Source organism: Pseudomonas sp. MS01C9, from assembly GCF_058202755.1.
On sequence record NZ_CM177073.1, the window covers coordinates 3,159,038 to 3,174,692 of the forward strand.

7 protein-coding genes are annotated in these 15,655 nt (G+C 61.3%); 2 read left to right on the forward strand and 5 right to left on the reverse strand.

Translation table 11 applies throughout. The features are described 5' to 3' along the window. Positions 1-191 precede the first annotated feature (191 nt). Positions 192-7,262 (forward strand): TcdA/TcdB pore-forming domain-containing protein, encoded by a 7,071-nt coding sequence (locus AC1M7R_RS14385; RefSeq protein ID WP_490609699.1) that lies wholly within the window; start codon positions 192-194, stop codon positions 7,260-7,262. Positions 7,263-7,298: 36 nt separating this feature from the next. Here the strand turns inward: AC1M7R_RS14385 and AC1M7R_RS14390 are convergent, their stop codons facing one another. Beyond that, positions 7,299-7,949 carry a hypothetical protein gene (locus AC1M7R_RS14390; RefSeq protein WP_490609700.1) on the reverse strand — a complete coding sequence of 217 codons (651 nt, stop codon included), beginning with the start codon at positions 7,947-7,949 and terminating at the stop codon, positions 7,299-7,301. Positions 7,950-8,163: 214 nt separating this feature from the next. Here AC1M7R_RS14390 and AC1M7R_RS14395 point away from each other — a divergent pair, with 214 nt between their 5' ends. Next, the gene (locus AC1M7R_RS14395; protein WP_072397835.1) at positions 8,164-8,982 is read left to right on the forward strand and encodes a hypothetical protein; all 819 of its coding nucleotides are present in this window, start codon (positions 8,164-8,166) and stop codon (positions 8,980-8,982) included. A gap of 13 nt (positions 8,983-8,995) precedes the next feature. On the opposite strand, the gene AC1M7R_RS14400 is transcribed toward AC1M7R_RS14395, so the two are convergent. The 4 genes from AC1M7R_RS14400 to purH form a co-directional block, all read right to left on the reverse strand. Further along, positions 8,996-9,592: a MarC family protein gene (locus AC1M7R_RS14400; RefSeq protein WP_072397834.1), complete on the reverse strand. Its 597-nt coding sequence runs from the start codon at positions 9,590-9,592 to the stop codon at positions 8,996-8,998. Positions 9,593-9,654: 62 nt separating this feature from the next. Then, on the reverse strand, positions 9,655-12,426 hold the full coding sequence (locus tag AC1M7R_RS14405) for a hybrid sensor histidine kinase/response regulator (protein WP_072397833.1): 2,772 nt from the start codon (positions 12,424-12,426) through the stop codon (positions 9,655-9,657). Between the two features lie 99 nt (positions 12,427-12,525). Beyond that, on the reverse strand, positions 12,526-13,821 hold the full coding sequence (purD, locus tag AC1M7R_RS14410) for a phosphoribosylamine--glycine ligase (RefSeq protein ID WP_072397832.1): 1,296 nt from the start codon (positions 13,819-13,821) through the stop codon (positions 12,526-12,528). 154 nt (positions 13,822-13,975) lie between these two features. Beyond that, positions 13,976-15,583, reverse strand: a complete 1,608-nt coding sequence (gene purH, locus AC1M7R_RS14415; protein ID WP_072397831.1) for a bifunctional phosphoribosylaminoimidazolecarboxamide formyltransferase/IMP cyclohydrolase — start codon at positions 15,581-15,583, stop codon at positions 13,976-13,978. Between the last annotated feature and the right edge of the window lie 72 nt (positions 15,584-15,655).

Sequence of the window (15,655 nt, forward strand, 5' to 3'; positions counted from 1 at the left end):
CATGCTGTTCGGTTTTTATTTGGTAATTCATTCGGTTTGAACGACGAAGAGTGGTGAGTTAGTTTTGCGCCACCTTATCGGGCGTACTGCGTTCTGAAAGTTTATGTCCACGTGCCTGGATGCACGTGCAGTTTGCTGTTGCCGAAAACCGGCTTCGGCATGTTCGTATGCAATAAATGGAATTATTGGTGATGAGTGAGAGCGGAATAAAATCGACGCAGGGTTACGTCGATTTCATGGGTTTATTGAAACTCAAGGATCTTGAACAGGCATTGATGCCGCATAAAGGCACTGATCGATACGAGGCGGTGCTGCGTTATTACTTTGGCTGTATCGCCTCGCTGGATTCGCCATCGATGTTGGAGCCGCTCGGGTTGCTCAAGCAGGCGTTGAAGGCATTCCAGGGCGTCGGACGTCATCGGCGCACGGCGGAACCGGCGCCGTCCGGCGCTGCCGAGTCGATGGACCTGGCGCACATCTGCACTGCCGTCGAAAGTTTTGAGGCGCGTCTGCAAAACAGCGTCGAACAGTTGAGGGCAGCGGCGCTCGAAGTTCCGAAAAAGTTGCATTTCGTCTGGCTGGGAGGCGGCATTGGCGCTATTCAGCGCAACTATATAAATATCTGGCAAAAGGTGATGGTCGACGATGGTTATCAACTTAATCTCTGGTATGACAGCGATGCGTTGTTGGCTTATGAAACCAATCGGATCATTGTCGAAGCCGCCAAGGCCGATGCCATGCTCAATGGTGCATTGGACATTACCGATGCATTTGAATTGGGCGACCGCTACGAAGAGCGGGTGATTGTCCTGAAGCAGCAGATGTTTGCGCATATCAAGGATGTGGTGGAAAGCGGCGGTAGCGCCGATGACGCGAGGATCGATCTGCTGGTCCGAGCCTATGGCCAGGACAAGGCTCGGCTGACGGCCTTGAAGGCGGCCAACCTGCTCAGCCTTTCGGCAGTGGCCGAAGGGAGCCTGGCATTGCGCGATCTTGCCCGGGGCGAGGCCCCCTTGCAGTTGCAGGATATCTACGAGCGGGAGATCAACCTGCGTTGCAACCTGGCTTCCGGCTCGGATGTCGTGCGTGTAGAAGCGCTTTTCGGCGAAGGCGGGTTCTACGCTGACGTCGATAACCTGCCGCCTTTGCTGGATAAACTGGGCGCTGTGGATATCAGCGCCTTCCAGACGGACGCCCGCCTGGGCGTGCTGCAACTGTTGCTCGATCGCAACCCTGAGTGGATGCCGGGTCGCCAGGCATTACGCAGCCGATACAAGGACTATCAGGACCAGGTCCCATTGCAAAGTCGTGAGGCCCTCGAGCGTTTCGCCGACAGCAAGCCCGGGCTCAAGCAGGTATTTCGCATACCGGCGCAGCGTCTCGCCCGGCCTTACGAACTGCGCGCTGTAGCCGAGCAGCATTCGATGAGCAACGCGTTCCTGATGGCTCATCCAGGGGCGGCGATGCTCAAGACCGTCATCGACCGCTTCAGGCTCAACTATGAACTCGTCGATGCCACCGCGCACCTGGCCGATGAGCAAAACGTTGCCTTCACCGATATCCGCACCATGGAACAGCTTGCTTCCCAGGCCGCGACAGCGATCTTCGGCAACTTGCACGAGCTACCTCCGGAAGAGGAGATGGCGATTTCTTTCCTGGCTCAGGCCGCCGCCACTTACTACAGCGACGGCATCCGCCCCCAGAGCGAAGTGACCATCTACCTGACCGGGCCCGGAGCCATGCGCGCCGCCATGCTGGATTATCAGAAGGCAAATTTCACCCCTCGAAGTGCCGAAGGATGGAGTAGCGAGCTCGCCATACCTGCTGTCGCAACGGTGAACCGGGCCACCGAGGAAGAACTGGACCATTCCTGGAAAGAAAACGAAAGCGACGTCGTGCAATGGCTGGGCAATGAGAAAAAACGCTGGCAACAGGGCCTCTTCCAGGCGCGTTACGCCGGTGAGCTGGCGGAACTGCTCAAATACCGCACGCTTCAGTTCGATGAAGGCTGGCCGGTGGTTGAAGGGCGTCACGTGCTGTCCACCGACTTGCTGCAGCATCTGGCCGATCAGTTGGGCGAGCCTTTCATGGCGATGATGGGGCGCAGCCATACCGGCGTGGTGGCCTTCGACCAGCCCATACCGCTGAGTTTCGATGCGCGCCAGGCAATTCGCGCCCAAGGTTCCAGCCTGTTGGCGCCTGCCTCGTTGGGCGATCCGCAGACGCAGCGGCTTTCTGTTGCCGAAGTGCTGGGCCAGCTCGCCGATGGCGATCTCGACGTGGTCCAGTTGAGCCCCTTGCAACGCCTGCTGTTGGGTACCTTGATCGGCGCGAAGTCCCTGGACAACCGCAACTTCGATGCACTTCGCCCGCACCTGGACAACCTGGCCAACAACCTTGGCGAGCGGGGGACCGTGGGCAGCTACGCCATGATCGAGCAGGCGTTGTACCGACAGCAGGCGCCGGCATTCCTGGCCGGACTGGCTGACCCGGTCGAATATTCGCTCCTGCATTCGGACACTGCCCTGGGCCTGAAGAAAGACGCCTTGGAGCGGCCGCTGACATTGCGCCAGTGGGGGCGCCAAGTGGCCCGGATCCAGCGACTGGCGCAGCTCGAGTTCCGTATCCGGGTCACCGAGCGTGTCGGAGTCGTACTGGATGGTTTCGAGGCCGACGTGACCAAGCCTGTGCCCCAGGATCTGCTGCTGCAGGGCGAAGGGGACAGGGTGGGCGGACGTTGCTATCCATTGACCCTGGCCATGGCGGCGGCCTTGTCGACGGGAAAAGCGGCGGTCAACACCTTGCGCGAGCGCTTCTACCTGGGAGCCATCGAGCCCGAGGCAAGCGATTGCGTGACCTTCCTGCAAGGGGTGGAAGCATTGCGTGAGGTGCAGGTCGGTGACGTCGGCAGCGCGCTGGCGCGCTCGGACCTGAAGCAGGTCGTGGAGGCGTTGCAGGCCAGGACCACCACCAGCACGTTGATGCTCAGCTCCGACAACCACGCCATGCTGGTGGCCAGGACTGTCGAAGGCGAGCGCAGTACCTATCATTTCTACGATCCGAATTTCGGTGTCTTCGAGTTCGAGCACGCCACGCGGTTCAGGCAAGCGCTGGAGCGGTTTTTCCTCGATCAGGGAATGGCCGGCTATTACGCCGCCTACGGCGACGCGACGCGTCCCACCTTCGATCTGCTTGAACTGGACGGTACGCGCGTGTCGAAAATTGCGTTACCGGGTGCGATCAAGGTCTCGGACCTGCTGCATCCCGGTGCCTTGCCAGGACAGGCGCAACATCCTGTCCAACAGCGGCTGGCCTCTGCCCGTGGGCAGTCGCTGATGAGCAATCCCCGACTCGGCAGTTGCCTGCTGGCGCTGGATGGTCATTGGTGGGGACAACAGATCGCGCAAGTGACGACCGGCCTGCGTCAGCAGGATCAGTTGGCCCCCCGGCTCGTGCCTTTGTTCGAGACCCTGGAGATCATGTCGGATGGCACGTACCGGGTGAGCCTGATCGATCCTGAAGAGCCCGAGCACCTGGTGCGGGTCACGTCGGATGACCACCGGCTCCTGCGGATCAAGAGCTACCTGTCGGAACGCTTCCTGGCCTTGGCCAACAAGCCTTCCCTGCCCAGCGATCCTGCCGAGGTGGGCAGTGTCCACACCCTCAATGCCGGCTTCGCCATCCAGGCGCTGATGATGGCGCTGACCGCGCATGAAGGGCCTGATCGACCGCTGTCCCTGGCAGTCCGGCTGCACGCCTATGTCAATTACGCGCAATTGGTGCATGGCGTCGTGTCCGATGTGGCGGGCCTGGTCGGGCTGGTCCGCCAGGCGCTGGCAGAAGAGAAACTGATCGCCCGCACCGTCGCTCCCGTGGTCAAGGCGGCCGTGGGGTCTGGCTTGAGCGAAGCGACCGGCGGCCTGCTGCAACTGGCGAATGTCGGGTTCGACATCTATCAGTTGGCCACCGCGACCAACGAAGTCGCACGTGCCCAGTTCGGTACTCAATTGGCGTTCGACTCGGCCGGCCTGGTGTTGTCGGCCGGAGCACTCGCTGCGGGCTCCGCCACCGCAGGGGCTTTTCTAGGCGGGGCGGGGGTGATCCTGGGCGGGTTGGCGGTGGGGGTGGCGGCGTTGGCCCAGGGGTTCGCGACCATTGCCGAAGAAGCCAAGCAGGTCGGGCTGTTCTTCGACGAGATGACAAAGGCGCATCTGCAGCCCTATCGGTTTGACGCCCATGGCAACGCGTGGCTCCCGAACGCCTCGTTGATTGTCCGGACACTGGACCTGGCGCGCGGCCAACTTCAGCTGGACAGTCCCAGGTTGTACCCGTTGCGGGATCATTTCGGTGTGCCGACGTTCGATCTCGACTATGACCGTTCGATCGACATCCGCAGCGAATTGCGCCTGCCCGGTCGGGTCATGTTCACACCGCCCGCCGGACAGGCCATCATGCTGCCCGGCACGCCGCAAGCCTGCTATCGCTATGAGTACAAGGCGCTGCCATTCGCCAGCCTGCGCCATGATGCCGGGTTCGACACGGCACGGCGCCTGGAGAAGAGGAAAGCCGATGGCGGCTGGCTGTTCCTGTTTTCGTTCTATTCGTTTCCCAGCGACTACATCCTGTACCGCCTGGTCCCGGATTACCGGCCAACGGTCATCGATGTGCTGCTCGACGACCACGAGCGTTCACTGGTGGTGCCTGCCATCCCCACGGACTGGCGCGGGAAGATCGCCTATCAGATCCGCAGCGCCGGCAAACGCTGTGCGGTAACGCTCAATCCTGGCGTGAGCCTCACCCTGGAGTCGTTGAGCCTGCAGGAGGCCAGTTGGGTGCTGGACGCTCCTTGGGCCAGCGAGGACGATATCCGGCTCGAGCGCTACACCAGGATGTTCGTTGGCGATGTCCAGGTGAACTTCACGGGGACGCGCCGCCACGCCATATTGCTGCGCATCAGCGGGAATCAGGTGTTCCAGGTCGAGATGACGCAGCTCAAGCTGGCCCTCATCGAGCAGGACGTGCCGCCAGGCATGGATCGGCAGGTGTTGCAGGCGCACCTCAAGGCCCTGGCCCGCGAGCATCGCCTGGTGATGCCCTACACGCCTGTGCACCACTATCTGGTTCCGTTCGAAAAGCCGGACGAGCCCCGTTATCTCACGGCCTGGTATGACGCCCGGGAAGATCGTTTCCTGTATATCCGCGACGACGTACCGGGTGCCGAGGATGCGATCCTGGGGACCGTGGCGGGCCGCTACGCCTACTTTTTCGAACCGGCGAACCTGATCGTCTGGCAAGTCGATGCGGTCACCGGGCTGCTGAGCCACCGTTATTGGCTATGGCCTGCGAAAGACAGGCAGACGATCATCAAAAGTGTCGAGGCGGATGCCCAGGGGGTGGTGCATGTGGCGCAGGAAATCACCCGCGAGGACCAGACCACCGAGGTGCTGGTCTATGTCGTCCACGATGGGCAACTGCTGCTGAGTTCCGTGACCCGGGATCTCGATCCGACGCTTGAATCGGTGTTCAGCGCCAGCGAAACGCTGGCCGACTGGTCGCAGGTACTGGGTGCTGGCTACCCCTTTACACCGTACGTCGCTGACCGTACCTATGCCACCGTCAACTGGCAGCCGGCCCCCTTTGTTTCGGTCTGCTGGAAGATCGACGAGACGTTGCGAGACATGGCCTGGGTTCGCCGCAGCGATCAGTTGATCATCCGCCCCTCGCCGAGACGCAATCATTACCGTGGGTGGCCGGACTCGATCAAGAACCTCACCGATCTGACGCTGCTCACACCGGCGCAGGGGAGCGATGTGTTCGTCATCTACGACAGGACCAGGCAGGAGCTGTGCCGCAGGCAGCGCACCCTGGTGGAGGGAAAAGGGCAGTGGTCCAACCGATGGCTACGCTCTGAGAAACTGGACAATATCATCGCCGTCGAGGACGGCTATCTGGCACTGATGTCCGATGGCCTGTTCTACAACCTGACGGACCAGGGACGCCAGGAACTGGGCGGTGTGACCGAACATTGGTTCAAGGACCGCGCGTACTGGTGGTCGGCACTGGACCCGTTGGCCCGGCGCTATCCGGGCAGGCCCCTCGCCTTGATCGGCCTGGCCAACTTCAAGGGGGATGCGAAGCTGGGGGCCTGGTACATCGACAACAGATTGCTGTTGATCGACCCGGGGCATGGCAAGGAGTTGCGACTGCTCAGGACGACTCCGGACGGCGAGGCGGCCTGGCTGTTCAATGTTTCAAATGGTGAAGTCTATCGCCAGGCGTTCATCGATCCGCAACGCCTGGAGCCGGCCTTTGGCGAAGGCTCGCAATTGTTGCAGGCTGACGCCCTGCCCGTCCCGCAACGTGTATGGGCGCCCTGGCAGTTCGCCGAACTGACGGTCGAAGGGGCTGGCTTGCGTGGCGTGACATTCGAAGGCGTGGTGGTCTCGTTGCGAGAGCCGGAGCCGGCGTTCATCACCGGTGTCACGCTGGAGTGGAGCATCGCTCAGGGGGGGCGCGAGCATGAAGGACTCAAGCGATTGCTGGAGTATCCTTTCCATGGCCCGCTGTTGTCGGTGGAGGATCCCGATAACCTGAAATGGTTCGTCACCCAGAGCAAACGCCTGATACGGGTTCCACGGACCGCGATTCCCGAGTCCTTCGAAGTGCTTGGGACGAAGAAGCAAACCAACCTGCTGATTCACGAAGGCCGCCATGGAAAACTGCTGACCTATCCGGACATCGGGCATGCGGGGCCCCTCAGTTATGTGCAGCGCGTTGGCGAGGTCATGGTCATGGAAGGGCAGACCAAGATCGACGATTTCCTGCCGCTCATGCCCGACGGCATCACGACCCTGGTCCTGCGCATGGGGCAAGGCACGCAGAGCTACCGATTGTCGAAAGCGGCCTGGTTGAGGCTCGAGTCGGTCATTCTCAACTGCCGGCATACCCTGGACAACGCAGCGACAGAGCCGGGCAAGCTGATCTGGGAATTGGACGAACCGGAAAAGCTGCTGCTGAGTCTTGTCGATGAACACCTGGTAATCATCGACCCGGACAATGGGCACAGTGTGATATTCCGAGAAGCCTATGCCGCGGATATCAATCTGCGTGGAGAAGTGCTGCTCAGTTTTGAAGAACATCGGCGTTATGCTGTTTCGACGCTGGTCAAGCGAATGGACGCTCGGCAGAAGTCTCAGGGCAGCATAACGCTGAAAGAGTTGCTGAGCGTCCCGCAAGTATTAGAGAGCAACCTGGTGGGTTGAGACGGCCTAAAGTGCTGAATTAGATCATTCTGCCATTCATGAGGCGATTCTCCTTAAATTGAATCGCCGCATGGATTGCTCGTTCAGTTTGTTCCTGATCAGTCCGCGCTTGCGCTCCAGGTCGCTCCTGTCCAATCTTAAAAAGATGCGTTGCTGGGTGATTGTGGCCGAGCGCTGTTCCCAGTTCCAGAACAGAAAACCACGCTTCTTGATGTTCACGTTCAATTGGAGTTTATACACGGCGATGTTCAGATTGTTTTGGGTGTCGTAGCGAGCCGGAATGATCTGGAACGATTCCCCCTTCCGGGTTTCATTGTCGAATGAAAGCATGGCCAGGCGCTCGATCTTCAACGCGTCGAGGGTGTCGATCATGGCGTTCGCCTGCCGCGAATCCCTCATGGACCAGGCGCTTTGGACCAGGAAGTCGGCCACGGAGCCCGATACGAGATGTTGCGTGCGGGTGAAGATGGAGTCGCCATGTAGCGCCCAGCCGAGGAAGTTCAGGGTGCGGGCATATTCTTCGAACCAGCCCTTGGCGTCGGTGTAGCGGTCATGGCCGAGGTCCGCCGATTGGGTGGCGATGTTGTTGCAATCGGCAATATCGTTGTGGTCCTGCAGGGACAGCGTTTCGATATAAGACAGCAGATTAGGGCCTGTGACCAGTCCGGTCAATGATTCGTCGTTCATGGAAGATTCTCCTTGGGAATGTTTTTTTATAAATACAATGCAAAGAGAAAAGTGTGTATGGCTAACGCCGCTTATTTTGAGGCTGAATATTTTATTGTAATGAGCGGTTGTAACTACATACGCTGTAATGGGGCGGAGTTGTAGTGCGTTTGAATAATAAATTAGATTGACGCTGGTCCGCAGGAGCGGTCATTGAATAACCAAGGAAAGTTATATGGAACAGTTTGAAAGTAAAATCAGCGTTGAACAAAGTATTGAACTGATCGGCGCCCGTATCGACAGGCGCAAGGCGCTGGCTTCTGCCCATCGACGCGTGCGTCGTTCCGCAGAAATGCATGACAGCCCTACCAAGGCCCTGGATGCACTGATGCTGGGGGATGCGTTGCTGGGCTACGGCACGAACATGTCGCTCACCAACATGGCGATCATGGAAAACCTGATGACCATGGCGATCATGGAGGCCAACTACGAAGTGCCTCGCGGCAAGAACACCCTGGCCTGGTACGACGCCTTTATTCACTGTCTGCGGGACCTGGGGTGTTTCGTGGCCGATGATGGCTACACCCGCTACTCCGAAAGCTCCCAGCGGGTGGACATGGACAATGTCATCAGCGATATCGTCAAGGGGATCATCGACGGGGTGAAGGCCAGCGTGCCGGCGGCTTCGGTGCTCGGTGCCGTGGTGAACACCACGATCGACGGCCTGAAGCAGGACAACAACACCCTCAACCTGTTCAACAGCCAGGTCAAGACGCCCGAAGGGGCGCGCCTGTCGGTCATCCCTTGCGAGCAGTTGGCCAACGGTACCCTGATCGCTTCGTCTGCCTCGATCAGGCAGGTCGGTACTTCGAGTAACGGCGGCGTACTGTTCGTGAACTGGCAGTCCTCGGCGCGGGAAATCTTTCGCGGCAAATCGTTGGTGACCTTCAATCCGGCGCGCTACGAAGAGTTCCGGCAGGACATCGAAGAGTACCTGGGCGAGCACCGCAGGGAAGTCCTGCGCCAGCGATTCAACCGTCGCAGGCTGGGGTGAAGGGGCGTCGGGGCTATGGCCCCAGATAGCCTTTCACCCCTGTGAAGATGATCTGCGCCGCCAGCGCGCAGACAAACAGCCCCATCAAGCGACTGACGATCTGCAAGCCCTGGTCACCCAGGATCCGCTCGATGCGGCTGGACAGGTAGAGCACGACGCCGACAGTGAAGCTGGCCAGGGCGATGCTGACGATGGCGGTGAGTTTGTCGTCCCAGTGCGGCTGGCTCACGCCCATCACCAGCAAGGCGCCGATGGTGCCAGGGCCGACAGTCAGGGGAATGGTCAGCGGGACGATGGTCACGTCCTGCTGGACGTTGTCGGTCTGTACGGCCGACTTGCCCTGGGCCATCCCCAGCGCCGAGATGAACAGCACGCTGCCAGCGCCGATACGGAACGCATCCACGGTAATGCCGAACACAGTGAAAATCACCCGCCCGAACAAATACAGCAAGACGCTGGAGACCAGCGTTGCGATCGCGACCTTCCAGGCCAGGCGCCGTTGTTCCTTGCGCGAATAGCCACGCGTCAGGCTGATGAAACAGGACAACACGAAGAAGGGGCTGTAGAGCACCAGCATCTTCAGGTAAACGCTGAACAGCACATGGAGCATGGTCGAGGCTCAAGGCAGAGAAGGACGACGGGAGTCTATCAGGCGATGGGACGTCTGTCGGCTCAGGACGTTTGCGCCGTGCGGTTCTGCTGTTCGCGCTGGGCCACCCAGTGTTCGATCAGCTCACGCAGTTGCGACAGTTCCACCGGCTTGGCCATATGACCGTCCATCCCTGCCTGGCGGGCCCGTTCCTTGTGTTCGGCCAGGATGTGCGCTGTCAGGGCGACCACGGGCGTGCGGGTCCGCTGGTTGCCCATCTCCCATGCACGCAATTGCTGGGTGGCGGAAAAACCGTCGAGGATCGGCATCTCGCAATCCATCAGGACCAGGTCGTAGCGCTGCTCCTTCATCGCCTTGAGGGCTTCTTCGCCGTTGCTGGCGGTGTCGGGTTGCAGGTTGAGCTTGCCGAGCATGCCTCGGATGACCTTGGTGGAAATGCTGTTGTCCTCGGCCACCAGGATGCGGAAGTCGCTGGGTACCTTCACCGGGGCGGTAGGCCCCGCGCTTGCCGGGGAACTGGGGGCGTGGCCCCTGTTGCGCTGGTTCAGCTCGTCGGCCAGGGTGGTCTTGAGGGTATAACCGGCCACCGGTTTGGCGAGGATGCGCTTGACCCCGCTGTTGCGTGCCACGATCTTGCTCGGCGCGTTGCTGATGCCGGTGAGCATGATCAGCAGGATATCGTGGTTCAGGCTCGGGTCTTCCTTGATCTTGGCCGCCAGTTGCATGCCGGTCATGCCTGGCATGTTCTGGTCCAGCAGGACCACGTCGAAATAATCGCGCAGGTGCGCCTTGGTGCGCAGCAGCGCCAGGGCCTCCTTGCCCGATGGCACCGCGCTGACGTTCAGGCCCCAGGCGCTGCATTGCTGCACCAGTACCTTGCGGCAGGTTTCGTTGTCGTCGACCACCAGCACCCGTGCGCCTTGCAGTGGGCTGTCGAGGTCGGAGGTCGGGTGTTCGAGGCGGTCCGGGTCCAATGGCAGGGTCAGCCACAGGGTGCTGCCCTGGTTGCCGCTCTTGATGCCGAACTCGCCGTGCATCAGCATGATCAGCTGGCGGGCGATGACCAGGCCCAGGTTTCCACCCAGGCGCGTGGCCGAGAGGAAGTTCTTGCTGTGCAATTCGGCGTGCATCAGCGTGTCGCGCTCCTCGGCATCCATGGGCGATCCGCTGTCCTGCACCGCGATGCGCAGGCGCGGCTGCTTGCTGCGCTCGTCGAGGGCCACGACGATCAGTACTTCGCCTTCGTCGGTCTTCTTCAGGGCATTTTCCAGCAGGCTCAGCAACGCCTGGCGCAGCCGCGTCGGGTCGCCGCTGATTACCCGGGGTACCTGGGGCTGGATGAAGCTGATCAGTTCGACATTCTGCTGTTCGGCCTTGGCGCGGAAGATGCTCAGGCAATCCTCGATCAGCGCGTTGAGATCGAACTGTACGTCGTCCAGCTCGATCTGGCCGGATTCAAGCCGGGAGATGTCGAGAATCTCGTTGATCAGGGTGAGCAGCTCGTTACCGGCGCTGTGGATGGTCTGCACGTAGTCGCGTTGCTTGACCGACAGTGGCGTGCCCAGCAACAGTTCGGTCATGCCCAGCACGCCGTTCATCGGGGTGCGGATCTCGTGGCTGATCTTGGCCAGGAATTCCGCCTTGGCATTGATCTCGGCGTTGCTGGCAGCCAGGTCGCGGCTGATGCTGAAACGACTTTCGTTGATCGAGCGCTGGCGCTCGCCCAGGGCGACGCTCATCAGCAGGCCGCTGATGCAGATGAACACCAGCAACGTGACGATCAGGCCCTGGGGTGCCACTTCGGTGAGGCCTTGCAGCGCGGGCAGGATGATCAGCGTGCCGAGGTTGAAGACCACCATGGCCGCGACGAACAGCCGGGCCGGGCGGTAGCCCTTCTGCCAGTGCCAGGCGCTGACGAACAGCATGCTCAGGCCGGCCAGGGCCACCAACGCATAGGTCATGATGTTGAGCGGCAGCGTGTTGACGAACAGCAGCAACAGGCAGCACAGCATGATGAAGACGATGTCCCCCAGCAGCAGCCGATTCAGCGGGTGCGGCCCCAGGGGCGCGAAAAAGCGGTAGGCGAACATCAGCCCGCAGGGCGCGGTCAGCAGCAGGGCCAGGTAGGCGCCAGGCGTCTGCACCGCTGGCCAGTCCGGTAGCCAGCCTCCCGCAAGGTTCAGCAACAGCACCAGGCTTAGCATCAGCAGCCCTTCACAGGCCGCCAGCCACAGGCAACTGCGTGAGCGGGTGTAGGCGTAGCGGGTGAGGTTGTGCAGGATCAGCATGGCGATGCAGCCGAACAGCAGCCCATAGATCAGGGTCTGGTTCTGGTCGGCGGCGGCCATGATTGCCGGTTGCAGTGTGATATAGGGACGCAGTTCGTGCCGCGATGCCAGCCTGAGGTAGACATCCAGGGGCTTGTCGCTGCGGGGCAGGGCCAGCATGACGTCGCTGCTGGGCACCGAAGGCTCGGTGCGAGGCTGGGCATTACCGCCGATCTGCTGGTCGATCAGTGCGTCGCCGTCCAGTACGTAGAGGTTCAGGCGCGACAGGTCGGGCGCGAAGATACGCAGGATCTGTTCATGTTTGTCGGGCGCCAGGCGAAAGCGCAACCACAGCGCGCCCCCCGGTTCGGCCGCCTTGAGGCGGTCCAGGTCGATGGGGCTGAATTGATTGGTGTAGCGGGCGGAGCGGATGTCGCTCAGCTTCAGGTCGCCCTGTTCGTCGAGCAATACCGCCCAACCACTGCCTGGCGCGGCCTGGGCCGGGAGCATGCAGAGCAGCGTCAGCAGGGTAACGGTAAAGCCTATGGCAATCCTGAGCCAGCGCACGGCGAGTTCCCTTCAAAGGTTGATGCCAGATTATAACTATGCGCGGCGTCCCGGCAGACAGGCAAGGGCCACACGCCCCTGCCTGGCTGAAAGGCCGGGTTATTGCAGATTTTCACCACGCTCGCGGGCAATGGCACGATAGCCGATATCCTTGCGGTAGAAACAGCCTTCCCAGTCGATGGCGGCGGCCAGCCTGTAGGCTTGCTGCTGGGCGGCGTCGACGCTGGCGCCCATGGCAGTGGCGCACAGTACGCGACCGCCGGCGGTGACGATCTGGCCATCCTTGAGCGCAGTACCGGCGTGGAAGACCTTGCCTTCCTGCTGGGCCGCTGCGTCCAGGCCATGGATCACGCTGCCCTTGGCGTAGTCGCCCGGATAACCTCCGGCAGCCAGTACGACGCCGACGCTCGGGCGCGGGTCCCACTGGGCTTCGACCTTGTCCAGCGCCTGGGCCAGGGCGGCTTCGACCAGCAGCACGAGGCTCGACTGCAGGCGCAACATCACCGGTTGGGTCTCAGGATCGCCGAAGCGGCAGTTGAATTCGATGACTTTTGGGTTACCGGCCTTGTCGATCATCAAGCCGGCATAAAGGAAACCAGTATAGACGTTGCCTTCCTCGGCCATGCCGCGCACGGTCGGCCAGATCACCTGGTCCATCACGCGCTGGTGCACCTGGGCGGTGACCACCGGGGCTGGGGAGTATGCGCCCATGCCACCGGTGTTCGGACCGCTGTCGCCGTCGCCGACGCGCTTGTGATCCTGGCTGGTGGCCATCGGCAGGACGTTCTTGCCGTCCACCATGACGATGAAACTGGCTTCTTCGCCGTCGAGGAACTCTTCGATCACCACGCGGGAGCCGGCATCGCCGAAGGCATTGCCGGCCAGCATGTCGCGCACGGCGGCTTCGGCCTCGGCCAGGGTCATGGCCACGATCACGCCTTTACCGGCCGCCAGGCCATCGGCCTTGATCACGATCGGAGCACCCTTTTCCTGCAGGTAGGCCAGGGCCGGTTCGATTTCGGTGAAGTTCTGGTAGTCGGCGGTCGGGATCTTGTGACGTGCCAGGAAATCCTTGGTGAACGCCTTGGAGCCCTCCAGCTGGGCGGCACCGGCGGTCGGACCGAAGCAATCCAGGCCACGGGCGCGGAACAGGTCGACGACACCGGCCACCAACGGCACTTCCGGGCCGACGATGGTCAGGGAGACGTTCTTCTCGGCAAAATCGGCCAGCTGTTCCAGGGCCAGCACGTCGATGGCGACGTTTTCGCACTTGGCTTCGATGGCGGTGCCGGCATTGCCCGGTGCCACGAAGACCTTCTGCACACGCGAATCCTGGGCCACTTTCCAGGCCAGGGCGTGTTCACGGCCGCCACTGCCAATGATCAAAACATTCATTTCAAAAACCTCGGATGACGCTGATTCTGTTGAGCATCGCGCAGATGCTTTTCTGTGGGAGCGAGCTTGCTCGGATGGCGGCGTGTAGTGGACTTCAATGTTGACTGATCCGACGCTATCGCGAGCAGGCTCGCTCCCACAGTTGATCGGTGTATCAATGACGGAAGTGGCGCATGCCGGTGAATACCATGGCGATGCCGGCTTCATCAGCGGCTGCGATCACTTCGTTGTCACGCATCGAACCGCCCGGCTGGATCACTGCGGTAATACCCACCTTGGCGGCATTGTCGATGCCGTCGCGGAACGGGAAGAACGCGTCGGAGGCCATGACAGCGCCCTTGACCTGCAAGCCGGCGTGTTCAGCCTTGATCGCGGCGATGCGGGCCGAGTTCACACGGCTCATCTGACCGGCGCCGACACCGATGGTCTGGCGGTTCTTGGCGTAGACGATAGCGTTGGACTTGACGTACTTGGCCACTTTCCAGGCGAAGATCAGGTCGTTGATTTCCTGCTCGCTGGGGGCGCGCTGGGTCACGACTTTCAGATCGTCGCTGCCGATCATGCCGATGTCACGGCTCTGAACCAGCAGGCCGCCGTTGACACGCTTGTAATCCCAGGCCGGTGCGCGGTCGGCCGACCATTGGCCGCAGGCCAGCAGGCGCACGTTGGCCTTGGCGGCGACGATGGCGCGGGCTTCTTCGCTGACCGAAGGGGCGATGATCACTTCGACGAACTGACGCTCGACGATGGCCTTGGCGGTCTCGGCGTCCAGTTCACGGTTGAAGGCGATGATGCCGCCGAAGGCCGATTCGGTGTCGGTGGCGTAGGCCAGTTCATAGGCCTGGCGGATACCGCCCTCGGCGTCCGGGCTGACCGCTACGCCACACGGGTTGGCATGCTTGACGATCACGCAGGCCGGCTTGACGAAGCTCTTCACGCATTCCAGCGCGGCATCGGTGTCGGCCACGTTGTTGAACGACAGCTCCTTGCCTTGCAGCTGGGTGGCGGTGGCGATGCCGACTTCGGCAGGCTTGGCTTCGACGTAGAATGCCGCGCTCTGGTGCGGGTTCTCGCCGTAGCGCATTTCCTGGGCCTTGATGAACTGGCTGTTGAAGGTGCGGGGGAACTCGCTGCGGCCTTCGGTGCTCAGGGTGTCGGCGGCCTGGTTCACGGTGCCCATGTAGTTGGCGATCATGCCGTCATAGGCGGCGGTATGTTCGAAGGCCTTGAGCATCAGGTCGAAACGCTGGGCATAGGTCAGGCCGCCGGCCTTGAGGTTCTCCAGCACGCTGGCGTAGTCGCTGGCGTTGACCACGATGGCCACGTCCTTGTGGTTCTTGGCTGCGGAGCGAACCATGGTCGGGCCGCCGATGTCGATGTTCTCGATGGCGGTCGGCAGGTCGCAGCCTGGCTTGTTGATGGTGGCTTCGAACGGATAGAGGTTGACCGCCACCAGGTCGATCGGCTTGATGCCATGTTCGTTCATGATGGCATCGTCAATGCCGCGACGGCCCAGGATCCCGCCATGGATCTTCGGGTGCAGGGTCTTGACCCGACCGTCCATCATTTCCGCGAAACCGGTGTAGTCCGCGACTTCCACTGCGGCGACGCCGTTGTCCTGCAGCAGCTTGAAGGTCCCGCCGGTGGAGAGAATCTCGACGCCCAGCTGTTGCAGCTCACGGGCGAATTCGAGGATCCCGGTCTTGTCGGAGACGCTGATCAAGGCGCGGCGGATCGGCAGGCGGGTGGTCTGGTCGGTCATTTCAATTTCCATCAAAAGCAAGGGAAGTCAGCAAAAAAGGCGACCGTTTTTTACGCGGGCGCCTTTCTGGTT

What these genes read in the sequence shown, in the direction of transcription:
- AC1M7R_RS14390 (WP_490609700.1), bottom strand. Translation starts at nt 7,949, where the DNA reads ATGAACGACGAATCATTGACCGGACTGGTCACAGGCCCTAATCTGCTG.
- AC1M7R_RS14385 (WP_490609699.1), top strand. Translation starts at nt 192, where the DNA reads ATGAGTGAGAGCGGAATAAAATCGACGCAGGGTTACGTCGATTTCATG.
- purH (WP_072397831.1), bottom strand. Translation starts at nt 15,583, where the DNA reads ATGACCGACCAGACCACCCGCCTGCCGATCCGCCGCGCCTTGATCAGC.
- AC1M7R_RS14400 (WP_072397834.1), bottom strand. Translation starts at nt 9,592, where the DNA reads ATGCTCCATGTGCTGTTCAGCGTTTACCTGAAGATGCTGGTGCTCTAC.
- AC1M7R_RS14395 (WP_072397835.1), top strand. Translation starts at nt 8,164, where the DNA reads ATGGAACAGTTTGAAAGTAAAATCAGCGTTGAACAAAGTATTGAACTG.
- purD (WP_072397832.1), bottom strand. Translation starts at nt 13,821, where the DNA reads ATGAATGTTTTGATCATTGGCAGTGGCGGCCGTGAACACGCCCTGGCC.